Genomic DNA, 24,429 nt, shown 5'->3' with positions numbered 1-24,429 from the left:
ACGAACCTTGTACTCGGCGCGGGATGATTGGTCGGACGACTTGGGGTCCTACGATCCGGGTGTGTCACCTCGAAATGAAGATCGATCCCGCGCGAGCAGCGTGGATCGTGCCGAAGCCCTTGCCGCGATCTCGCGTGGCTACTCACTACACGCCTTCGGATACGAGGAGTACCGCGACCGCGTAAAGCGGGCAAACGAGGCACGCACCCGAGAAGAGCTCTACCTGGTTGTTCGCGATCTCGAACTGGACGGCACGCTCCCCGAGGATTACGACGAGAAGTCCGGCCGCTCCGGTTCGATCGTTCCGGTACTGCTGCTCCTCGTCCTGATCTTGGTCGGGGTCATCGCCGTGCTCGTGCTTTAGAGCAGCTTTACACTCCTTCCCATGAGCGTCTTCGGCAGGAATGAGCGAGCCACCGACTTTGATCGGGCGGCGACCTGCACAACTCTCGACAATGCCTATGGGCAAGGTCAGCTCGACACCGCGGAGCACGGCAACCGGGTCGCCGCGGCTATGAAGGCGAAGACGCTCGGCGAACTCGACCAGCTGACCGTCGACCTGCAGCGTTCGGCGCCCACCCCCGGCTACTCGCAGCCGATGTCGTCGTACGCCGAGCCGAGCGCGACCTATGCCCAGCCCTCGTACGCGCCGCCGTCCTATGCGCAGTCCTCCCCGCTCATGCGGAGTGGACGCCCGTCCGGGATCGGGCTCGCGGTCGTCGGCGTGATCGTCGCCGTCGTCGTCGGGCTCGGCGGACTGTTCGTGTTCAGTTCGGTCGGCAGCTCGGGATCGTCGTCCGGCGGCAGCTTCTTCGGCGGCGCCGACCCGATCGTGGTCAACAAGATCGACCTCATGACGGCCGACGGACTCCACAAACTGATCCAGAACGCCAAGGACCGATTCGGGGACACGACATTCGACGAGGTCGTCATCTACCCCGAGTACGCGATCTTCACCAAGTCGGTGCCCAACGAGCCGAACCGCGCGGTCCGATACACCTGGCGCGGCGGATTCGACAACGGAAGTCCGACGCCGCGAACCGGTCAGGACGTGCCCGTCGACCTGTCGCAATTGAACGTCGAGGCGGCCCTCGGACTCATGGCTGGAGCCCCTCAGTCGTTGAACGTGCGCGACGTCACGTCGCGATATTTCATCATCGGCGGGCCGTTCGCTCCGCTGAGTGTTTACGTTTCCAACGCATATTCCGAAACCGGTTACCTCTCAGCAGGTCTCGACGGAACTGTGCAGTCGGTTTACCCGAACGCACCGCGCTGAAACCGCCTCCTACAAAACACCCCCAAAACCTCGGTTTCCGTTAACCGTACGGTCGTTTTGTCGTGGTCTGATCGTTCCTTTTTTATATCGCGGCGATATAGTGGGGAATCGCATCTAGCAGTTAGATGCAACAAAGATTCCACGCTAGAGAATGCGATCAAGGAGGTGGCCCGTGCTAGAGCTCGCTGTACTCGGGTTGCTTCAGGAATCGCCCATGCATGGCTATGAACTGCGCAAGCGGCTCACTGGCCTGCTGGGAGCGTTTCGCGCCTTCTCGTATGGCTCCCTGTACCCGGCGTTGCGCCGGATGCAGGAAGAAGGGCTTATCGCCGAGGACAACGGCCCCGATGGTGCGGTCGTTCGGCGAGCACGGCGGGTGTACGAAATGACGCCCCTGGGCCGGGCCCGGTTCGCTGAACTGGTCTCCGACACAGGGCCGCAGAACTACACCGACGACGGTTTCGGCGTCCACCTGGCCTTCTTCAACCGCACGCCGGCCGAAGCCCGGATGCGGATTCTCGAAGGCCGCCGTCGCCAGGTCGAGGAACGACGCGAAGGACTGCGCGACGCAGTGCGTCGCGCCAGCGGTTCTTTCGACCGCTACACCCGTCAGCTTCACCAACTCGGCCTCGAGACGAGTGAACGAGAAGTGCGCTGGCTAAACGAACTGATAGCAGCAGAACAGACCTCACCGGATAACCACACCGGAGAAGAAGAAGGAAAAAGGAGCAGGAAGTGAGTGAAAGGGACACCGCGGTCCGCGTGGCCATCGTGGGCGTGGGGAACTGCGCCTCATCCCTGGTCCAGGGCGTCGAGTACTACAAGGATGCAGACGAGTCGGCCACTGTGCCGGGCCTGATGCACGTTCGCTTCGGCAACTACCACGTCAAGGACGTGAAGTTCGTCGCGGCGTTCGACGTCGACGCGAAGAAGGTCGGTTTCGACCTTTCGGAAGCGATCTTCGCGAGCGAAAACAACACCATCAAGATCTCGGACGTGCCGCCGACCGGCGTCACCGTCCAGCGAGGCCCGACCCTCGACGGCATCGGCAAGTACTACGCGCAGACCATCGAGGTCTCCGACGCAGAGCCGGTCGACGTCGTTCAGGCCCTCAAGGACGCCAAGGTCGACGTCCTCGTTTCCTACCTCCCGGTGGGTTCTGAGGAAGCTGACAAGTTCTACGCGCAGTGCTGCATCGACGCTGGAGTCGGATTCGTCAACGCGCTTCCGGTCTTCATCGCTTCGGACCCGGTCTGGGCCAAGAAGTTCGAGGACGCCGGCGTCCCGATCGTCGGTGACGACATCAAGTCGCAGGTCGGTGCCACCATCACCCACCGTGTGATGGCGAAGCTGTTCGAGGACCGCGGTGTCGTTCTGGACCGCACCTACCAGCTCAACGTCGGTGGAAACATGGACTTCAAGAACATGCTCGAGCGTGAGCGTCTGGAGTCCAAGAAGGTTTCGAAGACGCAGGCCGTCACCTCGAACCTCACCGGACCGCTGTCGGGCAAGATCCACGACCGCAACGTCCACATCGGCCCGTCGGACTACGTCCAGTGGCTCGATGACCGCAAGTGGGCGTACGTGCGCCTCGAGGGTCGCGCCTTCGGTGACGTGCCGCTGAACCTGGAGTACAAGCTCGAGGTCTGGGACTCGCCGAACTCGGCCGGCATCATCATCGACGCTGTCCGTGCTGCCAAGATCGCGCTCGATCGCGGTATCGGCGGCCCGGTGTTCCCGGCGTCGGCATACCTGATGAAGTCCCCGCCGATCCAGATGGAAGACACTCAGGCTCGCGTCGAGCTCGAGACCTTCATCTACGGCTGACCTGCATAACAGATCGGGCAGGACTCTTCACGGAGAGTCCTGCCCGATGTGCATTCCGGGCTCAAACGATTTGAGGCTGGGAGGGCGTCGTCATCGATATATGTCGATGGCGATGCTCTCCCAGCCTCTTACCGTTTCAGAGCGCGGAGATCAGCCGACCGGGACGAAGAACCCGGGGAAGATCTCGACCTGCTTCTTCTCGGCGGGCGCGGCCGGCGCGTCCGGCTTCTTGGCCGTACCGCCGCCACCACCACCGCCGCCGGTGCCACGGCTGCCCGAGCCGCTCGTACCGACGTAGGAGTTGGACGGAACGCCCGCCTGCCCGCCGATCGGGTCCGGCCACGGGAACGACTCGACGTCGGTGCCTTCCAGCGAATCCTCCATCGTCAGCTGCCAGATGTCGGACGGGATACCCGAACCGTAGATCGGGCCGCCCCAGCTGTTGTAGATCGGCTTGCCATCGGCCTTACCGACCCACACCGCAGTGGACAGCGACGGCGTGTAGCCGACCATCCAGGCGTCCTTGTCGTCACCGGTGTCGAGGTACTGAGTGGTTCCCGTCTTCGCCGCTGCCGGACGTCCGCCCCACAGGTTGTGGTTACGCGACCACGCCGGGATCGGAAGCATCGCCTGGGTGAGGTTCTCCGCAACCGCCTTCGGCACGGTCTGCTTGCCGGCGTCGCCACCGTTGTTCAGGAGCACCTCGCCGTCGTTGGTGACGACCTTCGACACGAAGTACGGCTTGTGGAACACACCCGACGCCGCGAATGTCGCGTACGCCGACGCCATGTCAATCGGCCGAGTCTGGTACTGGCCCAGGACGATTCCGGTCTCCGGCTCGCCCCCGTTCTCCGTCAGAGAGATTCCGTTGACGCCGGGGATGTGCTCCGGGATGCCCGCTGCGTGGGCCATGTCCGCGATCTTCTGCGGACCGTTGTCCATGCTCAGCGCCAGTCGGTAGAAGGCCGTGTTCAGCGATCGCTTGAACGCCTCCGCAATCGTGCACTTGCCGCAGCTTTCGCCGTCGACGTTCGTGATGCGAATGCCGTGGACCGTGAGCTCCGAGCTGTCGTAGCGCGCCGAGAGCGGGATTCCGTCCTTGAGCGCCGCAGCCAGGCCGAACGTCTTGAACGAGGAACCGGTCTGGAGCGGAGCCTGCGCGAAGTCGAGTCCGGCTCCGTCGTCACCGCCGTAATAGCCCTTCACGGCGCCGCTACGCGGATCGATCGAAACGACCGCAGTGCGGAGCTCGTCGTCCTCGCCCTTGAGACTCTGCTTCGCCGCGTCCTCGGCCGCCTGCTGGACCTTCGGATCGATCGTGGTCGTGATCTTGAGTCCGAGAGTGTCGATCTGCTTCTGCGTGATGCCGGCTTCGGCAAGTTCGTGCAGGACCTGCGTGCGGATGTGTCCTTCCGGACCCGGTGCTTCACCGCCGCCGATCTGCGACAACGGGATGATCTTCGGGAAGCCGGCGTTGTCGCGGTCAGCCTGCGTGATCGTCTTCATCGAGACGAGGCCGTCCATCACGTAGTTCCAGCGCAGCTTGAGCTCGTTGAGGTGCGTCTCCGGGTCGAGCGCCGAAGGACTGCGGATAACGGACGCGAGAACTGCGCCCTCCTCCACCGTGAGCTTGCCGACGGGCTTTCCGAAGTAGGCCTGCGACGCGGCCGAGACGCCGTAGGCCCCACGACCGAAGAAGATCGTGTTCAGGTACGCCGCCAGGATGTCGTCCTTCGACCACTCGCGCGTCATCTTCGTGGCCAGCACGAGCTCTTTGAGCTTGCGGGTGATGGTGCGCTGCGAGCCGACGAACGCGTTCTTCACATACTGCTGCGTGATCGTCGAGCCGCCGCCGGCGCTTTCCTTGTCGAGTGCGTTGTCCCGGGCCGCGCGCAGAATGCCGCTGATCGAGAAACCACTGTTCGTGTAGAAGTCGCGGTCCTCGGCCGACAGCATGGCCGCCTGGACCGGCTTCGGCACGTCCGAGAGGTTGACCTCTACGCGGTTGCCCTCCGGCGGGACGATCTTCGCCACGACCGTCTTGCCGTCGTCCGCCACGATCGTCGCGACCTGGTTGACGGCCATGTCCGAGGGACGTGGGATGTCACTGCCGGCGTAGGCGAACGCGAACAGAGCCGCGGGCACCACGAGGGCGAGGACGACAAGCGCGACCAAGACGCGCAGCCACAGGCGGCGACGCCGTCGCGGTGGCTGTCCGTTGTCATTGGTCGTCGGGGGCAGATCGTCGACGGGAGGTTTCGCGTCGAACAGGGTGGCTGAGTTCAATGGTCTTCCTAACGCTCCCAGCATTGGGCGGGCCGAGGCCGACCGTAACCTGAGTCACGCCGCCCGCCCAAGGGCCGACACTGCGAGATGCGGGAACGCGGCCCTATCGTGACCGGTTCGCTGATGGGGCGTTAGGTACCCGAGACTCGTGGCGCCAAAACTTGATTAGGCGATGGAAACGTACAGCTCGATCGAGGTGTCACTCACGAAGCGTTCGATATCGACGCCGAACGTGCGGGTGATGAGGCCTTCGGATTCCGCGCGGCGGATTTCCGCCCAGGCGGTACGGGTGAGGTCGTAGGGCTTGCCCGAGACGGTGACCTTCGCGTAGCGACCAGCCGGAATGCGGGTCAGAAGATCGCCGTCATCGGCTTCCTCGGCGGTGTCGCACGCGTAGCCGAGCACCGCGGCACCGCCGGAACCCTGGGCCATGTAGGCGGCGACGCGAGGCCCGGGACGGGCGCGGTCGAGGTAGCGGTCCCACGTGTAGTTGATGAGGTCGAGGTCCTTTGGGCTGACTCCGCGCCCGGATAGCGGGAGTGCGTACCCAGCAACGAGATAGCCCGGCAGTTCGACGAATTCGACCGAGTTCACGACGGGAGTACTCACTTACCGCTCTCCTCGGTGATCGCAACGTAGACCTCGACCGATGTGCTGCTCGGGTACTGCTCGAAATCGCCGCTGTAGGCGCGCTCGATCCGCTCGCGATCCTCTGCTTCCCAGATGCGTTGCCACAGAGCGGCAATCACGTTGCCGAGATTGTCTCCAGACGCCGTGAACACCGCGAAGCGGCCCGCTGGCACGCGCGCAAGGATGTCTCCCGGCTGCAGGTCGTCGATCGTGGCGCACTGGTACCCGAGGATGTGGGTCTGGTAGGACGACATCTCCGGCAGGAAGTCGACGTAGGCGGTGCCCGGACGGCCCGGAAGCTCCCGGGTGAGCATCTCGCGCCAGGCCTGCTCGACGCGAAGGCGGCGGACACCCTCGATCGCCATTGCCGGACTGCGAAGAACAGTGCCCGCGACCAGCGTCTCCGGCCGCTCGACCACGCTAAACGTCACTCGAGCACTCCAACTCAGATTCCGTGTCCGACTACTTCACACCACCGGCGGTAAGACCCGAGATGATCCGCCGTTGGAACACCAGCACCATGATCACAAGCGGGATCGTGACAATCGTTCCCGCTGCCATCACAGCAGCATACGGCGGCGAGTACGGGTCAACGCCGGTGAATCGTGCAATGGAGACAGTAACCGGTTCGGTCGTCTCGCGGGACAGAAGGCTCGCGAGCATGTACTCGTTCCATGCCGCGATGAAGGCCAGGATCGCGGACGTGAAGACCGCGGGAGCGGCCAAGGGCAGCAACACCTTCTGGAATGCCTGCCAGCGGGTCGCGCCGTCGATCCGGGCTGCTTCCTCTAGCTCCCACGGTAGATCGCGGAAGAAAGAGGTGAGCGTGTACACCGTCAGCGGCAGGACGAACGAGATGTTCGGGATGACGAGGGCGCGATACTGGCCGATCCACCCCAGATCGGTGAAGAGCTGGAACAACGGCGTCACCAGCGCGACCGCCGGGAACATCGATGCGGCCAGGATGAGCCCGGCGACCAGCGCTTTGCCCCGGAACTCCAGGCGCGCTAGCGCGTACGCCGCGAAAATGCCGATGATCAGGGCGACGACCGTGGTCGCGGCACCGATGATGAGGCTGTTCTGCAGCGCCCCGAGGAAGTCGTTGCCCGTGCTGGTCGACAGCGCATCCTTGAAGTTCTGCATCGTCAGCTGGGTCGGCCACGGCGTCGTGTCGTAAACCTGCTTCGAATCGCGCACGGCCGTGACAATCATCCAGTAGAACGGCGCGAGGCCCCAGATGAGGATGAGGGCGGCGGCGAGGTAAGTCCGCGCCTGTGCGCCAGAGAGGCGAAATCGCTTGAGCTGCAATGGAAGTGTCGTCATCAGTGTGCCTCTTTGGAGTTGGCCACTGCGTTCGCTCCGAGGAACTTCACCATGATGAAGGCGACCGCGAAGATCACGACGAACACGATCGTCGACAGTGCCGAGGCGCTGTTGTAGTTCTGCTGGTTGACCTCACCGACGACGAGAATCGACAGTGTCGTGGTCGGCGTGCTGCCACTCGTGCCCTGCAGAATCGCCGGAAGGTCATACATGCGCAGCACGTCGAGCGTGCGGAAGAGCACCGCGACCATGAGTGCCGGCTTGACCAGCGGAAGCGTGATCTGGGTGAACCGCTGCCAGGCGCTCGCACCGTCGACCCGCGCCGCCTCGTAGACATCCTTCGGAATCATCTGCAATCCCGCGAGAATGAGCAGCGCCATGAACGGCGTCGTCTTCCAGACGTCGGCGATGATCACCGCGAACCGCGAGGCCCACGGGTCGGTCGTCCAGGCGACCTTGGTACCGAGAATCTGATTGGCGATGCCGTCCTCGGCGAAGATGAAGAACCACAGCTTTGCCGTGACCGCCGTCGGGATCGCCCACGGGATGAGCACGCTCGCCCGCAGCGCCGAGCGACCGATGAATGTCCTGCTCATGACGGTCGCCATCCACAGACCGAGGCCCGCTTCGATCGTCACGGTGACGACTGTGAAGAAAAATGTGATGCCCACCGAGGGCCAGAAGTCGGCGGCCAGGTTGCCGTCGGGGCACGAACCCCAACCGGCACCGCAGTCGCCGGTGATCCAGTAGAGGTAATGCGTGAATCCGGCGAAGCCGCCTTCTTCGAACCGACCCGTCGTCGGGTTGAGCCCGCGGTCGGACTGGAACGACAGATATACCGCACGCAGCACCGGATACGCGATGACCACTGCCAGGACCGCCATCGTGGGCCCGATGAGCCACACCGCACGTAGGTCGCGTTTGCGCTTGCCATCCGCTCCGGCGGAGGGCAGGCCGGACGTACCGGCCTGCCCCGCCACGACGGCGGCATCGTCTGCGATTGCAGAGTCAGCCATTGTCACTCCCTCTGATCCCAGACTTACTTCGCGGCGGCCTTGATGGCGGCCGACATGTCCGTGAGCGCCTGGTCAACCGTCTTCTTACCGGTCAGCGCGGCGTAGGCGTTGTCCTGGATGGCCTTGCTGACGCCGTCGTAGAACGGCGTCACCGGACGCGGCTTGGCGTTTTCGAGAGCAGCCTTCAGAGCCGGGAAGTAGCCGTACTTGTCGACCAGTTCCTTGTCGTCGTACAGGCTCGCGAGCACCGGCGGGAACGAGTTGTTGGCGAACTCGGTCTGTGCCTCGGTGCCTTCGACGAACGCGATGAAGTCACGGGCCGTGGCCTTGTGCTTCGAGTTCACGTTGATGGCGTTGTTGTAGCCACCGAGCGTCGATGCACCCGCGCCGTTGTCGCCGACGATCGCTGCGACGTCGTACTTGCCGACGATCTTGGAGTCGTCACCGGCAGCCTTGTCGTACATGTACGGCCAGTTGTAGGCGAACAGCGACTTGCCCGCGAGGAAGTTGGTGTGGGTGCCTTCCTCGTTGTAGCCGGTCGCCGCCTTCGGAATGACGCCGTCCTTGTACGCGTCGACCAGAGCCGTCAGACCAGCCTTGGCTTCCGGGGTGTCGAGGGTCGGAGTCTGTCCGTCCTCGCCCACGATCGATCCACCCCACGAGTTAATGAACTCCGAGGTGTTGACGGTCAGACCTTCGTACTGCTTGAGCTGGGTGACGAGGCAGTCGACCTTCGCGGTCTTGGCCTTGGCGCAGTCCGCGGTCAGGTCGTCCCAGGTCTTCGGTGCCTTGCTGACCAGGTCGGTGCGGTAGTACAGGAGCTGCGCGTTGGTGTTCATCGGAGCGGCGTAGACCTTGCCCTTGTAGGTCGCGCTCTCGACGGTCGCCGGCAGAACCTTGCTGGTGTCGACGGCGAGCTTGCCTTCAAGCGGCTCGACCCAACCGTTGGCGGCGAACTTTCCGGTCCACACGACATCGAGGGCCATGACGTCGTACTCGTCGCTGCCGGCCTCGAGCGACTGGGTCAGCTTCGCGAGCTGCGAGTCGGCTTCACCGTCGAGCTCCTTGAGTGAGACCTTCTCGTTCGCGTGGTTCTTGTTCCACATGTCGACGACGGTCTTGACCGTCGCGGCGTCGTTCTTGCCCATGGCCATCGTGATGTTTCCACGGCTGTCCAGGTTCTCACCGGCGCCACCGGCGGCCTTGTCGCCGCTCGAGCACGCGGCCAGAACGGCCACCGTGGAAAGACACGCGGCGATCGCGGCCTTCTTGTAGACCCTCATCTGGTTCCTCTCTTGGTGACGTTGAACCGTCGGGGGGACTGTGCCACGGATCACCCCTCTTACCCAGTACGCGACAGCCGCGTTAGCCCCTTTGTTGTCAACCTGTGTTCCCGCTTTGTCTGACTGGTTGTACAGGGTGTGTTGCGGTCGTGTCGGCACGCCGATTTCGCCTGTCCCCGGTTGATGTCCTCGCCCTGACCTGTGCGAACGTTTCTGAGCATGGGCCACGAGGGTGGTTGACCCACCGGCCCGCACGGCACGTCCCAGGGACTTGTCCCAGGGATTGCGGTGGAGCGGGACGCGGCATACGCAACTTGTCACAGGCACGTCCTAGGCTGTCGACCGTGCCTTCCGACAAGCTGCTCACCCGCATCGCAGGACTCCTTCGGCAAGCCGAGGGAACGGACAACCCACACGAGGCTGAGGCGTTCATGACGGCCGCGCAACGCCTCGCGACCCAGTCATCGATCGATCTCGCGGTTGCGCGCGCCCACAAGGCGAGCAATAGCCGTCCGAGCGGCCCGGTTCACCGCGTCATCCCCATCGGCGAGTCGGGAAAGCGGGGCCTGCGCACCTACGTCCTGCTGTTCGCCCGCATCGCACACGCCAATGACGTTCGCTGCGACGTCGCCCACAACTCGACGAGCGTGCACGCGTTCGGGTTCGAACCCGACGTCGATACTGTCCAGGCCCTGTATTCGAGCCTGGTGATCCAGATGGTCCGAGCCTCAGATTTCTACATCAAGTCCGGCTCCTACCGGGACGCGGGCGTCGCGGCGGTCACCGCCCGTCTGAACTTCCAGACGGCCTACGCCCAGCGCATCGGCCAGCGCCTGGCCGACGCCAAATCCGCTACCGAATCGGAGGCGGTTCGACTGTCCGAACCCGGGACGGCCCTGGCGCTGCGAAACAAGGAACTCGAGCTCAAGGACTACTACCGCACGGAGTCGCAGGCGCGGGGCACGTGGCGTGGTGGACGCACCGGAGCGGAGTACTCTGCCTCGGCCCGCCAAGCCGGCGACCACGCTGCTCAGCGCGCGAAGCTCGGTGCGGATACCGAGCTGTCCACGGCACGTACCCGCCTGACTTCATGATCGATCGCGACAGCCAAAGGTCGCGGGTCTACGACGCCGAGAAACTCGTGCGCGCGATGTTCGACAACGTGGCGTCGAGCTCTCGTCGAGAGGTGCAGCTCCACGGGTCCACGATTACGCTCCCGATCGAGCGTCGGTTCGCGTCTGTCGAGTCGGTTCAGGACTACGTCAACCGCGTTCTGTCCCTGAACTGGGTGCGAAATACGTGGCCAGAGGCGGCGGATCCAGTGAGGGTCCGTAGCCGCGCAGGCCAGGCAGCCGCTCACTATGAGCCGGAATCGGCAACCATCGCCGTTCCGCCCGGACTGCCCGGTCGGGGTTGGGCTATGCGCGAGCTCGTGGTTCTCCACGAGCTCGCGCATCACCTTGCACCCCGCACTCCAAACGGAGCACCCCACTCCTCCTCGGACTCACCCCACGGACCGGCATTCCTGGGTCGGCTGCTGACTCTCGTCAGCGAGCTGATCGGAGCCGAGGCGGCTTTTGTCCTGCGCGTCACGCTGCACGATTGCGGAGCGCAGGAAGGCTAGATCTTCGCTAGATCAGTCGGTTCCCCGTGTCCGCAGCGAAGATGTGTATTTGTTTGGGTTCCGCCTGCAGCTGCAGGCGCGAGCCCTTCGCGGGTGGATTCCGCCAGTCGACGCGGGCGACGATCTGGAGCTCCCCATTCGGGCCGCGGGTGCGGCCGTAAACATAGGCGTCCGAACCGAGTTCTTCGACGACGTCGACTTCCATCTCGATGCCCGAGGAAGCGACCACGAAGTGCTCGGGGCGGATGCCGATGACGACTTCCTTCGACTGCCCGGTTGCATTGCGGGGTAGCGCGATCTGCTGTCCGCCGAGTTCAATGACACCGTCCGAAACCGGGAGTGTGAACAGGTTCATCGCGGGCGATCCCATGAATCCGGCAACGAAGACGTTGATCGGCTTCGCGTACAGCTCGCGCGGTGTCGCACACTGCTGCAGGACTCCGTCCTTGAGGACAGCGACCCGGTCACCCATGGTCATGGCCTCGACCTGGTCATGGGTCACGTACACGGTCGTGGTGTCCAGCCGTCGCTGCAATTGTGCGATCTGCGTGCGGGTTTGCACGCGGAGCTTCGCGTCGAGGTTGGACAACGGTTCATCCATGAGGAACACCCGCGGCTGCCGGACGATGGCACGTCCCATGGCCACACGCTGTCGCTGTCCGCCGGACAACGCCTTCGGCTTGCGGGCGAGGTAGGGGTCGAGTCCGAGCAGCTTTGCTGCCTCGTTGACTCGCTTGTCGATCTCCGGCTTCGGCGTTTTGGCGAGCTTCAGCGCAAAACCCATGTTCTCCGCGACCGTCATGTGCGGGTACAGCGCGTAGTTCTGGAACACCATCGCGATGTCCCGTTCCTTGGGCTCGAGCCGGGTGACATCGCGGTCGCCAATCAGGATCCGTCCGCCGTCGACGGTGTCGAGGCCGGCCAGCATTCGTAGAGAGGTCGACTTGCCACACCCGGACGGACCGACGAGCACGAGAAACTCGCCGTCGCCGATCTCCAGGTCGAGGCCGTTGACCGCGGGCTGCGACGACCCGGGCCACAGCTTGCTCGTCTTCTCGAAGGTCACTGACGCCATGGAACGAAAGTGTGGGTCCTCCGCCCGGCGATCCCGAGCTGCGAAGCGCCGGGCGCGCCGAATCGATACCCTTCTGAAATGAGCCCTGAAGCGCCCTCGCGAAGCTCGTCAAAAGCGGACGACCCGGAGCATCGCAGGGACGCAGGACCGAGGAGCGAGGAGCGAAGGTAGGACGGTGCACGAATGAAGATCAGAATCGGCGTTCAGCTACACCCACAGCACGCCCCGAACTATGGCCTCATCCGCGACGCGGTGCGCCGCTGCGAAGACCTCGGCGTCGACATCGTCTTCAATTGGGACCACTTCTTCCCGCTGTACGGAGACCGAGAAGGCGCGCACTTCGAGTGCTGGACGATGCTCGGTGCGATCGCCGAGCAGACCGAGCGCGTCGAGCTCGGTGCCCTTGTCACCGGCGGTGGATACCGCAATCCCGACCTGCTCGCCGACATGGCCCGAACCGTCGACCACATCAGCAACGGCCGACTGATTCTCGGCATCGGCGCAGGTTGGTACCCGAAGGACTACGACCAGTACGGGTACGAATTCGGAACGCCCGGCACCCGCCTGAAGCTCTTCAAGGAATACCTGGCCAGGATCGACGCGCGGTTGAAGGTGCTCAACCCCGCCCCCGTCCGCAAGATTCCGATCCTCATCGGAGGTGGCGGTGAACGAAAGACGCTTCGCCTCGTCGCCGAGTACGCCGACATCTGGCACTGCTTTGGCGACCCGGAGACCTACCGACACAAGATCACGGTTCTCGACGAACATTGTTCGGCGGTGGGAACTGACCCCGCCCACATCGAGAAGTCCCATGACTGGCCGGACGCCGAACGCGCACAGGACTTCCTCGACGAAGGCGTCACCCTGTTCACGATCGGAACCGGTGGTCCGGACTATGACCTGACCAAGGTCAAACAGGCTCTCGCCTGGCGGGACGCACACAACGGCGGATAGGTCAGGACATCACGGCTGGCGCACCGAGATCGACCGATCCCCGGAATTGGTCACCACCACCAGGTGACTCCCCAGGTCGACGGCCACCGCGCTCGGTGCCGTACCGACGTCGACCGTGGTCGTGACCTTTCCCGTCCTGAGGTCGACCAAGGCCAGTCCGCGGCCATCCACGGACACGTAGGCCACGCCTGACCCAGGGTCGATTCCGATGCCCTGCGGTCCATGTCCCACTGTCCAACGCCCGCTGAACTGCAATGTCTCCGTGTCCACGACAATGACCTTGTCCCCGTCCACCGCGGTGACCAACACTCGGTGGGACGCCGGGTCCGCGGCGACCGAGTACGGCCTGTCCCCGAGGTCAACTGTCCCGGTCACCGTCCGGGCGTCGAGGTCGATGACGCTGAGGCTTCGGTCGACACTGTTGGTGACGTAGGCCCGCCGACCATCGACCACGACCGCACTGGGCCCTTTGCCCACCGGGACGACATTGGCGACGGAGCGGGTAGCCAGATCCACAATCGACACCGTGGCGGCGCCGAAGTTGGTGACCAACGCGGTCCCGCCGTCGAGCGCAATTCCGCTGGGTCCGTCTCCCACCGGAACCGTGGCAACTACCGTCCGCTTGTCGATGTCCACAACAGAGATCGAGTCATCCCCGTTGTTCGCGACGTAGAGCAGACCGCCCTGCGCATCGAGCGCCACGGCCGACGGTAGGTTTCCGACCTCGACGGTCGCCGCGACGCGCTGTGGTCGCGTCTGGACGAACGTCACCGTTCGAGACTGCTGGTTTGCGACGTAGGCAACGTCGCCGCCCGGCGAGAGAGCCACGGCCGACGGCTTCGAGCCGACCGTGATCGACCACAACATGCTGTTGTCCGGCGCGTTCTCACCGCCCGGCACCTGCGCTGCGGGGCTATCGGACACTCCCGACCCCTGATCCGGCGGCGACTTGAACACCGAACCGAGGAAGACACCGACCAAGAGGCACGCGCCGAAGAGGAGAACCCACTTCAGCTTCGCCAACACGCCCCCTACGGTGTCACGGCAAGCCCAGCCAATCCAGGACCGCCGCGGCCGTCCACGATTGCTGCATGCTGCCGAGTGGCTCACCGGTGAAGGGTTCGAAATATTCGGCGAACGTACCGTCGCTCGCCTGGCGCAGACCCTCCGCCCGAAGCGCGAGCGAACGTTCAACCCATCCGCGTTGACCGAATGCCCACGAGAACAGCCACGTCATCACCGGCCAGACCGGGCCCCGCCAGTACTCCCGAGGGCGAAAGTCGCGCGATACCGGCGACGTCGACGGAGGCACCCGAAACAACAGATCCGGATGTCCACAAAAGCGCGGTCCCTCGAAAGTGCGAAGCAGCGCGCGCTCGGTGTCCCGCGGTAGGCCACCACACAGCAGTGGCGCGAACATCGCGAGCGTCTCCGTTCCGATCCAACGGCCGGACCGGACGTCGAAATCGCGCGCGGCACCGGATCGAGAATCGGCCGTCGCGGCGACACCGACACGGAATCGCTCGGCCCACTCCCGCAGATCGCGGACATCACTCTTGGGTTTCGAATGTTCCTCGCCGATCTCGGCGAGCACCTCACACGCCAGCGCAAAGATCGCACTGACGAAGACGTCCTCGACCGCGAAGTCCATGACCCCGGACATTGATTCGTCGTCATAGGACACCGACTTCATCTGTTCGACCAGCCATAGGTAGCGGTCGTACTCGAGGTCAGAGGGCCGCTGCGAAACGTCAGTGACGAAGTTCAGGTCAGCACGTTCATAGGGCGGAACCGCGCCCGGACGGATCCCTGAGTACGCCCTATCCCACCGCGGTGAGTTGTCCATCCCGGATTCCCACCCGTGGTAGATCCGGATTCGTCCTCTCCGCTCCGGATCCCGTGCCGTCGCCAGCCACCGATGCCAACGCATGAGGTTCTGCCACCGGCGGTCGAGGAACTCGTCGGCGATCGCGCGGGTCGTCCGACCATGCCGGCGCGAGTGGTCGAGGATGCGTTGCACCGCGATCGCATGGACCGGCGGCTGGGTGATCCCGGACGTGTCGACACCGGTGGGTGCGTTCGGAGTCAGGCGCGCGACCTCCCAGCGGGCCGGTCCCGGGAAGTACCCGTCAACCCCGTTCGCGAACACGATGTGCGGAATCATGCCGTTCTGCCACTGGGCGGACAGCAGGGTGTCCAGCTCGAGAATCGCGCGCTCGACGCTCAAGGCGGCGAGTCCCACGGTCACGAATGCCGCGTCCCAGCTCCACATGTGCGGGTACAGCTTCGGCGCGGCGGTCGTCATGGTGCCGAGGTCGTTGCCGCGCAACATGTACGCGGCCCGCGCCGCAAGTTGCGTGGCGGTAAATCCTCGACGGTTCATCGTCCTATTTTGCGCAGGTCGCCGCCATTTTTCCGGCTGAGTGATCAGGCCCAGTGATCAACGGCACTCTTTCGCGTCCCTAGTTGGGACCTCGATCCACGCTAAACTCGCCACTGCATAAGCAACGAGGCGCTGGAGGTAGTCATGCGCACAGCATCACGACTCCACCGGATGGCCATCTCGCTGATCTTGTTTCTGACCTGCGCGTTCACTCTCACCGGATGTTTCGGCGAGGCCGCGGCGACAAAGAACGAACTCCCCGTCGGGGTTGACGAAACCCTCAAGACGGCGATCGACACCCTCTTCACCTGGCGGCCGGCTTTTGACAAGTCTGAGGCCGCGGCATTCCAGCGGGCCCGGCCGTACGTCACCGCCGAAGTCTTGCCGGTGTTGATCGACCTCGAAGACGAGCCACCGGCACAGTGGGACACCTGGGCCAAGCAAGGCGCGTTCCTTACGCCGACCTTCACGATTCGGCCTGCCCCTGGGACAACGGACACGTACACCCAGTACACCCGCTGGGTCACGGTGACCCAGCACATCCGGAATGCCAAGGGCGAGAACCTCGGCGATCTCACGTTCGACCTTCAGCCCGTCGTCCTCACCTTCGCGGACGGCGCGTGGCGGATCTCGAAGATCGTTGGTTTGGAGAAGGCCGGCGGCGGAATCTGTCCCCGCAACGCCGATGGGACATGTCGCACGCCCGCACGGGATCAGACCCCGGTGCTCCCGACCACCGCGGCGCCACCGGTGGCGACGGGCGGGACCACACCGTCGACGACGACTGCTCCAACGACCACGACCACCACGCCCGGGCTCCTGCCGTCGATCGGCATCAACATCCCGCCGCTGAACTAGGCAACCTCGACGCTATCGATCCTCGGCGCTATCTGGCAGTTCACCGAAGCTGATTGAACAAGCCGGTGGTGTCGACCTGCAGCCAGGTCGCGGCGATCTTACCGTGGGCGATCCGATGCATGGTGTGACCCGTGAACGAAACCGACGCCATGGACGGTGGCCGTCCGTACAGCGGACCTGTGTGCGTGCCGTTCGCCGACCAACGGAGAGCGACGAATTCGTCGTCGGCGACCAGCTGCAGGATTTTGATCTGCAGGTCAGGGAACGCACCGAGGTACGCGTCCACGAATGCTCGGACCCCATCGTGACCATGCGGACCCTGCGCCGAATCTCCGTCTATCCAGTCCTCGGCGTACACGTCGCCCAGGACGGCGGCCGTGTCGTTTGCGTTCCAGCCGTCGATCCATCGGCAGACGAGTTCACGGTTCTCTACAGCACCCATACGAGCCATCATCGCCTGATCGATTCGGCACCGCTCCTGGTTACAGGACGACGTTCACCATCTTCTTCGGGATCACGATGACCTTGCGTGGCTCCTTGCCGTCCAGCAGCGCCACGATTTTCTCGTCGGCGAGGGCCGCCGCCTGAACCGACGCCGGGTCGGCATCGGCCGCGACCGAGATGCGACTGCGCACCTTGCCGTTGACCTGGATCGGGTACTCCACGGTGTCCACGGTCAGCCACGCGGGATCCGCAACTGGCCATGGGCCGTGGGCCAGGGACTTGTCCTGACCCAGTCGCGACCACAGTTCCTCCGCGATGTGCGGTGCCAGCGGCGCGAGCATCAGCACCAGAGGCTCCGCGACTGCACGCGGAGCTCCGTTCGGGAACTGCTTGGTCAGGTGGTTCGTCAACTCGATGAGCTTGGCGCCAGCGGTGTTGTCCCGGAGGGCCGCGTAATCGCCCGTGACTCCGTCGATCGTGCGGTGGAGCAGACGCATGGTCGCGTCGTCCGGGTCGTCGTCGGTTACTCGCAGTTCGCCGGTGTCCTCGTTGACCACCACACGCCAGAGTCGCTGCAGGAAGCGATGGGCACCCACAACGTCCTTGGTGGCCCAGGGACGTGACGCATCGAGCGGTCCCATGGACATCTCGTAGAAGCGCAGCGTGTCAGCACCGTACTCCTCGGCGATCTCGTCCGGCGCGACGGCGTTCTTGAGCGACTTGCCCATCTTTCCGTACTCGCGCTTGACCTCTTCACCGTTGTAGAAGAACTTGCCGCCCTCCTCGGTCACCTCAGCGGCCGGCACGTAGACACCGCGCGCATCGGTGAACGCGTAGGCCTGGATGTACCCCTGGTTGAACAGCCGGCGGAACGGCTCCCACGAGCTGACATAGCCCAGGTCGAAGAGAACCTTGTGCCAGAAGCGGGCATAGAGCAGGTGCAGAACCGCGTGCTCGACGCCGCCGACATACAGGTCGACGCCGCCCGGGTCATTCGCCCCGCGCGGACCAACCCAGTACGCCTCGTTCTCCGGCGCGCAGAACTGATCCGGGTTCGTCGGGTCGATGTACCGGAGCTGGTACCAGGATGACCCAGCCCACTGGGGCATGACATTGGTGTCGCGGGTGTAGGACTTCAGTCCGTCGCCCAGGTCAAGTTCGACGTGGACCCAGTCCGTGGCCTTGCCCAGGGGAGGGGACGGCTCAGAGTCGGCGTCATTGGGATCGAAGCTGACCGGCGCGTAGTCATCGACCTGCGGCAGCTCGACCGGCAGCATCGAATCGGGGAGCGCGATGGCGTTGCCGTCAGCGTCGTACACGATCGGGAACGGCTCACCCCAGTAGCGCTGGCGGGCGAACAGCCAGTCGCGCAGCTTGTACTGAATCTTGCCCTGTCCCAGCCCATCGGCTTCGAGCTGGGCGATGACCTTGGCCTTGGCCTCGTCGACCGACAGACCGTCGAGGTAGTCCGAATTCACCAACGTGCCGTCGCCGATATAGGGGAGTTCGGTGCCACCGCTGATGACCTCGACGATGTCGAGTCCGAACGTCGAAGCGAAGTCGTGGTCGCGGGTGTCGTGGCCGGGGACAGCCATGATCGCGCCGGTGCCGTAGCCCATGAGGACGTAGTCAGCGACGAAGATCGGGAGCTTGTGCCCGTTGACCGGGTTGATCGCGTACTCACCGACGAAGACGCCGGTCTTCTCCTTGTTCTCCTGGCGCTCGAGATCCGACTTCGCCGCGATCGCCTTGCGGTAGGACGCGACCGCCTCGGCCGGAGTGCCCGCTTTGAACGTCCAGCGGCTGTCCACCCCCTCGGGGTAGGACGCAGCGGTGAGGGTGTCCACGAGCGGGTGCTCGGGCGCGAGGACGACATAGGTCGCACCGAAGAGCGTGTCCGGGCGGGTCGTGAAGACTTCGAGCTCGTGACCGTCGGCCTTGAAGGTCACCTCGGCACCGCGCGAACGGCCGATCCAGTTGCGCTGCATGGACTTGACCTTGTCGGGCCAGTCCAGGAACTCGAGGTCATCGATCAGTCGGTCCGAGTACGCGGTGATCCGCATCATCCACTGCTGGAGGTGCTTGCGGAACACCGGGAAGTTGCCGCGCTCGCTGCGGCCGTCGGCCGTTACTTCCTCGTTCGCGAGGACCGTGCCCAGACCCGGGCACCAGTTCACGAGCGAGTCGGAGCGGTAGACCAGACGACGGGAGTCGATGTACACCCGTCGCTCGTCCGCGCTCAGGTCCGCGGGGACCTCGAGTTCGCTGATCGGCCGGGCCTTGTTCTGCTCGGTGTCATACCAGGAGTTGTAGATCGTGAGGAAGATCCACTGCGTCCAGTGGTAGAAGTCGGTGTCCGTGGTCGCGATGACGCGACGACGGTCATGTCCCAGGCCCAGCCGGTCCAGCTGTCCCTGCATGGTCTTGATGTTGTTTTCCGTCGTCGTGCGAGGGTGCGTCCCGGTCTGGACCGCGTACTGCTCGGCGGGCAGACCGAAGGCGTCATATCCCAGGGTGTGCAGGACGTTGTGTCCCTGCATCCGGTGAAAGCGCGCGTAGACATCGGTCGCGATGTAGCCGAGCGGGTGTCCGACGTGCAGGCCGGCACCGCTGGGGTAGGGGAACATGTCCAATACGAACAGCTTGTCGGCGGGCACATCGCCAGCCAACGGGCCCACCGGATTCGGCGCGTTGAACGTGCCCTGCTCACGCCAGAATTCCTGCCAGCGCCGTTCCACGTCTCCCGCGAGAGAGGCGTTGTAGCGAAAGCCGGGCATGTTGGCGGATTCAGTCACCAATACAGGGTAAGACGTCCTTCTCAGGCCTCCGAACCCAAGGTTGCGAGCAGGGACGTAAGGTTGCACACGTGATTGCCGTATCGGTTGTGCTCTGGGTACTCGGCGTCGTCGTGGTGGCGACCGGGATCGCGGCCCTCTTCGGCCTGCTCGCACCGAACCGCTTCGTGGGAATCCGCACGGCCGAGGCGCTCAAGAACGAGGACACGTTCCGCCTGGCGAACAAGATCGCGGCGCCGACGACCATCCTCGCCGGCGTGCTGCTCGGTGCCGCTGGGCTCACGATCAACGTCATTGGCGGCCTGACCGGCGCCATCGTCGCGATCCTCGCGATCATCACCGCGGTCGTCGTGGCCGGATTTGGCGCAACGGTGGGTTCACGCGCGGCGAAGGCGCAGGCTTCCGTCGGTTCGTGCGGGCAGTCGTGCGGCGGTTGCAGTCTGCGCGACGCGTGCGAGTCTCCGGCTGCGGGTGCCTGACCCGCGCTGAACTGCGACGGTGATCCTGCATTCGCAGGACAAACAACGCGTCGGGGGATGCCGATACTCATCACATGAGCAGCGACCGGCCCCCATTCTTCGGGATTCCGTGGAATGAATTCCCGGCGACCTATCTCTGCCTGATTCTTGGTGCGGTCGTTGCGAGTGTGATTCTTCGCCTCGCCGCGGTGCGGTCCGCCGGTCGCGTCCCCAACACCGATCGATTCCACCCGTCGGCACTCGGCATGCTCGTGAGTCCCGGCCACGCGCTCATGTCCGGAATGGCCCAGCTGAGCGCCGCGGGGATCGTTGGCAAAGCGGGCCTCCTCCGTCGGCCGACCGACGGTGACCATACGGTCATCGACCCACTGGCGGCCGAGATGTCGATCGCGTACGCCGATCCGAGAGTGCGCACCCTAAAGTCCGTGGCGGAGGCGAACCGGCACCACCTTCGACGGCTTCACGATGCCCTCGTTGACGAAAATCTGATCGCCGGGCCAGGATTTCGCCTGCGTGTCTACCTCACCGCCGCTCCCGTTCTTGGCGTCTTCTTTCTCGGTGCCCTCGGATTGATCGGCAGCTCAAACCAGGACCCGAATAGCTGGGTCATCGTGCTGGAGTTGTTGGCGGTCATTGCCGTCCTGGTCTTCTTCCTGCGGGTGCCACGCATCACCGGCACCGGAAAACAGGTTCTTCGCCAGTCATATCGCCAGCTGAATTTCCTGCATCCCGCGAACAGCCCCGCGCTGTCGACGTATGGGGCCGCCCACGCTGGTTTGGCGGCCGCGCTCTTTGGCGGAGCGGCATTGTGGCTGCTTGATCCGCCGTTCGCGAGTATGAGCCACCTCAGTCAGGAGATCGAAGACTCACCGATGGTCAGTCACTCCGCGTCAGGCGGTGGCTGCGGCGGAGGCGGTGCGGGTTCCGGCTGCGGGGGCGGCAGTGGATGCGGTGGCGGCGGCTGTGGCGGAGGAGGCTGTGGGGGTGGTGGGTGACGCTCTACCAGGGGTCCAACGCTGCACCGTCGCAGATGGTGCCCAATACTGACGTCATGAAGGAACTCCTGGCCGCCGATACCTGGGGCATCTCTGGGCCCGACTTCCTCGGGATCTACGTCCTGCTGGCCGTGACCGCGTTCGTCGCGTCCCTCGTCTTGCGTATCTTCCTGACCCGGTTCTGGGGACGTGGCGACACCGGCGAGGTTCTCACTCCCTCTGAGCTGGGCATGCTCCTGAGCGACGACCGCGCAGTCGTCGCGGCGCTCACCCAATTGCGGGCCGCCGGACTCATCGGCAACACCGGCAAGCTACGCCCGCTCAATGCCAACGACCAGCGCAATCTCGACCCTTTCGCAGTCGCGATCTACAACCGGTACTCGGCGTCCACGCCCACGGTCCGGGCGCTTGTCCCGCTGTCGGACACACCGCTCGCCGAGATCCGGACCTCGCTCACCAACCGTTGGTACCTCGCCGGTCCGAATTTGCGCGGTGCGTTGCTCCTCGCCGCCGTCCCGATCGATCTCGTCCTCATCCTCGGCGTTGCCCGCATCGTGGCCGGACTTGCGAACGGCAAGTCTGTCGCGTTCCTGGTCGTTCTGACCGTGATTCAGGCCCTCATTTGGCTGGCATTCCTCCGTAAGCCCCGAATGACAGCCCGCGGCCGGGCGGCGCTCCGAAAGGCGCGCCACGAGGTTAGGTACCTCAATCCCGCACAGCAGCCGGCGCTGACCACCTACGGCGCCACGCACGCCGGACTGTCGGCCGCGTTGTTCGGAGGGGCCGCACTATGGCTTCTCGACCCCGAGTTTGCGCAGGCCAGTGAGGTGAACCGCCACGTCAGCACCGGATATTCGGACTCCTCGTCGTCGACGTGGGATTCGTCCGGCAGCTCCTCGAGCTCGAGTTGCTCGTCGTCGTCGAGTTGCAGCAGCGGAAGCAGTTGCGGTGGTGGCGGCGGCTGCGGTGGATAGCCGTATGACTCTCGCACGACAGGCGTGGTTGACCTTGATCGCGGACAATGGGGCATGAACACCGTCGCGCTCTATTCGCTCGGGTCGGCTGCGGCGTGCGTCATGGCGATCGTTACCCGGAAGTACGTGGCACGCGGCGGAAGGTCGATTCAGCCGGTCACATCCTTGACACCGTCCGAGCTGGGTGCGCTGATCAGTGACGAGCGCGCCATCCTCGCCGGGCTCGCGCAGCTGTCCTCAGCGGGACTTCTCTCCTACGGGACTGTGCACTCAGACCCGTCGAATTCTGAACTCCGATCCCTCGACGCGTTCGCGCTTGCACTCCGGGCCCGGTACGCCGATCTGAGTGCACACCAGCTGAGCGACGTCCGTGTCGCGGTCCAGCCGGAGCTCGAGGCGGTTCAAGCTTCGCTGCAGTCCCGAGGCTTGTTACCCAACCGCGGTGTCGACCGGCTGCTGCTCTGGACGTCGCTGCCCGTCCTCGCTGCGCTGGCCGCCGGTGTTTTCGAACTCGTAGAGGGTCCCGTCGAGTCCCGTGGACTAGTTCTCACGATGATCGTGTGCTCGGTCGTTGTCCTAGGACTGACCCTCCGTCCGCTCCGGACAACCGCCACGGGACGTCGGACGCTCGAGGCTGCACGACGCAGGTACTTGTTCCTCCAACCCCGATATCGACCGGCGATGTCGTCCTATGGCGCCGCACATGCCGGTGTCGGTGCGGCGCTATTCGGCGGGGCGAGCTTGTGGCTGTCGGAGCCCTCGTTCGCAGAAACGATAGGCGTCAGCAAGTTCGCGGAACCGCTGTGGCTGTCGATCAATCGGACTGGCTGGGCCACCCGCGGCGACCCTTACGGGGTTTTTGGGGGTGGCGGTGCAGGAGGCGGCGGCGGTCTCTGCGGCAGTGGTGGCGGCTCGTCGTGTGGTGGCGGCGGCTGCGGTGGAGGCGGCGGGTGCGGTGGAGGTGGCGGGTGATCCATGAACCTGGAGGTGGCGGCGAATGAGTCCATTGGGCACGCCGTCCGTCGGCATCGGCTGGCGTTCCGAGATCGCCGGCATCATCGACGAGCTCGATGACCTGCGCTTTTGCGAGGTCATCGCGGAGAATCTGCACCGGCACAAGCATCAGATGCACGTTCCAGAGGAGCTGACCCGACTCAGGTCACGAGGCGTGCATGTCATACCTCACGGGATCGGTCTGTCCCTGGGTGGGGCAGAGCCGCTCGACCCGACCCGTATCGAGCATCTCGCCGCGTGCGCGGAGGCTCTATCTGCACCGCTGGTCAGCGAGCACATCTCCTTCGTCCGCGCGGGCGGAGTCGAAGCGGGTCACCTTCTGCCTGTCCCACGGACCAGGGACTCGCTCGATGTCCTGACCGCCAATATCAAGCAGGTCCAGGCCGAACTGTCCGTTCCCTTGGCGCTGGAAAACGTCGCGGCACTGTTCGACTGGCCCGACGCCGAGTTCACCGATGCCCAATTCCTGACCGAGTTAGTGGAATCTACGGGAATCTACCTTCTGCTCGATATCGCGAATATTTATGCGAATGCACGCAATCGCGGCGTCGATCCGATCGCCGAGCTGGCGTCCATGCCGCTCGAACGGGTCGCCTATTGCCACGTCGCCGGAGGGCGTCTCGAGGGCGGCCGCTACCACGACACCCACACGGATCGGATCCCCGAGGAAGTCCTCGCGATGATCCGAGAGCTTCCCACCCCGCCTCCGCTCATGCTCGAACTCGATGGCAACTTCCCGGCGGCGAGCGCCATTCTCGGCGAACTCGACGCGATCTCCGACGCTGCGCGGCTGCCTCGGATCACTGCCGGCACGTCCTGGAGTGTCCCGTGACGCGGGAAGAGTTGGCGAAGCAACAAGAGGCTCTGGTCGCTGCGCTGGTCGCAGGCGGCCCGCCGCCGGCCGGATTCGATTCACTTGCCTTGCAGGCGACAGCCGTAGCTCTCCTCAACAAGCGGGCCGGCGAAGTGGCCCACCGGGCACCCGATCTGACGTACCAACTCGGCGCGGAGTTCGCGGCCAGGTTCCGCGAGTGGGCATCCTCACGTCCTAAGACAACGACCGCGGCAGATACCGTTAGTTTCCGAGATCACCTGATCTCCGAAGGAATCATCCCGCCGCCCGAGAAATCCCGGCGATCGCTACGGCGCTTGCTGCGACTGAGATTGCGCGGCCACTGAGGAGGACCGACCAG

The 24,429-nt window shown here is 64.5% G+C and carries 25 protein-coding genes; 14 read left to right on the top strand and 11 right to left on the bottom strand.

The window, feature by feature from the left end:
* Positions 1–61 precede the first annotated feature (61 nt).
* The 4 genes from F600_RS31560 (at position 62) to F600_RS0107845 (ending at position 3,103) form a co-directional block, all read left to right on the top strand.
* Complete coding sequence (locus F600_RS31560; RefSeq protein WP_162141396.1) at positions 62–364, top strand: DUF1707 domain-containing protein; 303 nt, start codon at positions 62–64, stop codon at positions 362–364.
* 21 nt (positions 365–385) lie between these two features.
* The gene (locus tag F600_RS0107855) at positions 386–1,276 is read left to right on the top strand and encodes a DUF1707 SHOCT-like domain-containing protein (RefSeq protein ID WP_018160051.1); all 891 of its coding nucleotides are present in this window, start codon (positions 386–388) and stop codon (positions 1,274–1,276) included.
* Positions 1,277–1,448: 172 nt separating this feature from the next.
* Positions 1,449–2,015 (top strand): PadR family transcriptional regulator, encoded by a 567-nt coding sequence (locus F600_RS0107850; protein WP_026306293.1) that lies wholly within the window; start codon positions 1,449–1,451, stop codon positions 2,013–2,015.
* On the top strand, positions 2,012–3,103 hold the full coding sequence (locus F600_RS0107845) for an inositol-3-phosphate synthase (RefSeq protein WP_018160049.1): 1,092 nt from the start codon (positions 2,012–2,014) through the stop codon (positions 3,101–3,103). The genes F600_RS0107850 and F600_RS0107845 overlap by 4 nt, the downstream gene beginning before the upstream one ends.
* A gap of 150 nt (positions 3,104–3,253) precedes the next feature.
* Here the strand turns inward: F600_RS0107845 and F600_RS27420 are convergent, their stop codons facing one another.
* The 6 genes from F600_RS27420 to F600_RS0107815 form a co-directional block, all read right to left on the bottom strand.
* Positions 3,254–5,413: a transglycosylase domain-containing protein gene (locus F600_RS27420; protein ID WP_081628762.1), complete on the bottom strand. Its 2,160-nt coding sequence runs from the start codon at positions 5,411–5,413 to the stop codon at positions 3,254–3,256.
* A 141-nt stretch (positions 5,414–5,554) separates the two neighbouring features.
* On the bottom strand, positions 5,555–5,998 hold the full coding sequence (locus F600_RS0107835; protein ID WP_018160047.1) for a GyrI-like domain-containing protein: 444 nt from the start codon (positions 5,996–5,998) through the stop codon (positions 5,555–5,557).
* Positions 5,995–6,450, bottom strand: a complete 456-nt coding sequence (locus F600_RS0107830; RefSeq protein WP_026306291.1) for a GyrI-like domain-containing protein — start codon at positions 6,448–6,450, stop codon at positions 5,995–5,997. The genes F600_RS0107835 and F600_RS0107830 overlap by 4 nt, the downstream gene beginning before the upstream one ends.
* A 31-nt stretch (positions 6,451–6,481) precedes the next feature.
* Positions 6,482–7,342, bottom strand: a complete 861-nt coding sequence (locus tag F600_RS0107825) for a carbohydrate ABC transporter permease (RefSeq protein ID WP_018160045.1) — start codon at positions 7,340–7,342, stop codon at positions 6,482–6,484.
* Complete coding sequence (locus tag F600_RS0107820; protein ID WP_018160044.1) at positions 7,342–8,358, bottom strand: carbohydrate ABC transporter permease; 1,017 nt, start codon at positions 8,356–8,358, stop codon at positions 7,342–7,344. The genes F600_RS0107825 and F600_RS0107820 overlap by 1 nt, the downstream gene beginning before the upstream one ends.
* A gap of 23 nt (positions 8,359–8,381) precedes the next feature.
* A complete protein-coding gene (locus F600_RS0107815; protein WP_018160043.1) occupies positions 8,382–9,641 on the bottom strand; it encodes an ABC transporter substrate-binding protein in 1,260 nt (419 codons plus the stop codon).
* A 344-nt stretch (positions 9,642–9,985) separates the two neighbouring features.
* Here F600_RS0107815 and F600_RS0107810 point away from each other — a divergent pair, with 344 nt between their 5' ends.
* Complete coding sequence (locus F600_RS0107810; RefSeq protein WP_018160042.1) at positions 9,986–10,735, top strand: DUF2786 domain-containing protein; 750 nt, start codon at positions 9,986–9,988, stop codon at positions 10,733–10,735.
* Positions 10,732–11,265: a TIGR04338 family metallohydrolase gene (locus F600_RS0107805; protein ID WP_018160041.1), complete on the top strand. Its 534-nt coding sequence runs from the start codon at positions 10,732–10,734 to the stop codon at positions 11,263–11,265. Before F600_RS0107810 ends, F600_RS0107805 begins: the two co-directional genes overlap by 4 nt.
* 7 nt (positions 11,266–11,272) lie before the next feature.
* Here F600_RS0107805 and F600_RS0107800 read toward each other — a convergent pair whose 3' ends face one another.
* Positions 11,273–12,340, bottom strand: a complete 1,068-nt coding sequence (locus F600_RS0107800; RefSeq protein WP_018160040.1) for an ABC transporter ATP-binding protein — start codon at positions 12,338–12,340, stop codon at positions 11,273–11,275.
* 183 nt (positions 12,341–12,523) lie between these two features.
* Here F600_RS0107800 and F600_RS0107795 point away from each other — a divergent pair, with 183 nt between their 5' ends.
* Positions 12,524–13,294: an LLM class F420-dependent oxidoreductase gene (locus F600_RS0107795; protein WP_018160039.1), complete on the top strand. Its 771-nt coding sequence runs from the start codon at positions 12,524–12,526 to the stop codon at positions 13,292–13,294.
* A 9-nt stretch (positions 13,295–13,303) separates the two neighbouring features.
* On the opposite strand, the gene F600_RS30215 is transcribed toward F600_RS0107795, so the two are convergent.
* On the bottom strand, positions 13,304–14,320 hold the full coding sequence (locus tag F600_RS30215) for a YVTN family beta-propeller repeat protein (protein ID WP_018160038.1): 1,017 nt from the start codon (positions 14,318–14,320) through the stop codon (positions 13,304–13,306).
* Positions 14,321–14,333: 13 nt separating this feature from the next.
* Entirely contained in the window at positions 14,334–15,677 is a 1,344-nt protein-coding gene (ggh, locus tag F600_RS0107785) for a glucosylglycerate hydrolase (RefSeq protein WP_026306288.1), read from the bottom strand.
* Positions 15,678–15,821: 144 nt separating this feature from the next.
* Between ggh and F600_RS0107780 the strand changes: the two genes are divergently transcribed.
* The gene (locus tag F600_RS0107780) at positions 15,822–16,535 is read left to right on the top strand and encodes a hypothetical protein (protein ID WP_156024470.1); all 714 of its coding nucleotides are present in this window, start codon (positions 15,822–15,824) and stop codon (positions 16,533–16,535) included.
* Between the two features lie 40 nt (positions 16,536–16,575).
* On the opposite strand, the gene F600_RS30210 is transcribed toward F600_RS0107780, so the two are convergent.
* Both F600_RS30210 and leuS read right to left on the bottom strand, forming a co-directional pair.
* Positions 16,576–16,977 carry an ester cyclase gene (locus tag F600_RS30210; protein WP_018160035.1) on the bottom strand — a complete coding sequence of 134 codons (402 nt, stop codon included), beginning with the start codon at positions 16,975–16,977 and terminating at the stop codon, positions 16,576–16,578.
* 40 nt (positions 16,978–17,017) lie between these two features.
* Positions 17,018–19,756: a leucine--tRNA ligase gene (gene leuS, locus F600_RS0107770; protein ID WP_051090769.1), complete on the bottom strand. Its 2,739-nt coding sequence runs from the start codon at positions 19,754–19,756 to the stop codon at positions 17,018–17,020.
* An 89-nt stretch (positions 19,757–19,845) separates the two neighbouring features.
* Here leuS and F600_RS0107765 point away from each other — a divergent pair, with 89 nt between their 5' ends.
* The 6 genes from F600_RS0107765 (at position 19,846) to F600_RS0107740 (ending at position 24,415) form a co-directional block, all read left to right on the top strand.
* Positions 19,846–20,253 (top strand): SdpI family protein, encoded by a 408-nt coding sequence (locus F600_RS0107765; protein WP_026306287.1) that lies wholly within the window; start codon positions 19,846–19,848, stop codon positions 20,251–20,253.
* Positions 20,254–20,327: 74 nt separating this feature from the next.
* Positions 20,328–21,248, top strand: coding sequence for a TIGR04222 domain-containing membrane protein (locus F600_RS32115; RefSeq protein ID WP_018160032.1), 921 nt, complete (start codon positions 20,328–20,330; stop codon positions 21,246–21,248).
* Positions 21,245–22,222 carry a TIGR04222 domain-containing membrane protein gene (locus F600_RS30200; protein WP_162141395.1) on the top strand — a complete coding sequence of 326 codons (978 nt, stop codon included), beginning with the start codon at positions 21,245–21,247 and terminating at the stop codon, positions 22,220–22,222. Before F600_RS32115 ends, F600_RS30200 begins: the two co-directional genes overlap by 4 nt.
* 54 nt (positions 22,223–22,276) lie before the next feature.
* Positions 22,277–23,194: a TIGR04222 domain-containing membrane protein gene (locus F600_RS30195; protein WP_018160030.1), complete on the top strand. Its 918-nt coding sequence runs from the start codon at positions 22,277–22,279 to the stop codon at positions 23,192–23,194.
* A 25-nt stretch (positions 23,195–23,219) separates the two neighbouring features.
* Complete coding sequence (locus F600_RS0107745; RefSeq protein ID WP_018160029.1) at positions 23,220–24,068, top strand: MbnB/TglH/ChrH family RiPP precursor modification enzyme; 849 nt, start codon at positions 23,220–23,222, stop codon at positions 24,066–24,068.
* The gene (locus F600_RS0107740; RefSeq protein ID WP_018160028.1) at positions 24,065–24,415 is read left to right on the top strand and encodes an SCO6045 C-terminal-like domain-containing protein; all 351 of its coding nucleotides are present in this window, start codon (positions 24,065–24,067) and stop codon (positions 24,413–24,415) included. The genes F600_RS0107745 and F600_RS0107740 overlap by 4 nt, the downstream gene beginning before the upstream one ends.
* Positions 24,416–24,429 lie beyond the last annotated feature (14 nt).

Source organism: Smaragdicoccus niigatensis DSM 44881 = NBRC 103563, from assembly GCF_000380645.1.
Taxonomy (GTDB): Bacteria; Actinomycetota; Actinomycetes; order Mycobacteriales; family Mycobacteriaceae; genus Smaragdicoccus; species Smaragdicoccus niigatensis.
This window is presented reverse-complemented; position numbering and strand designations above follow the sequence as displayed.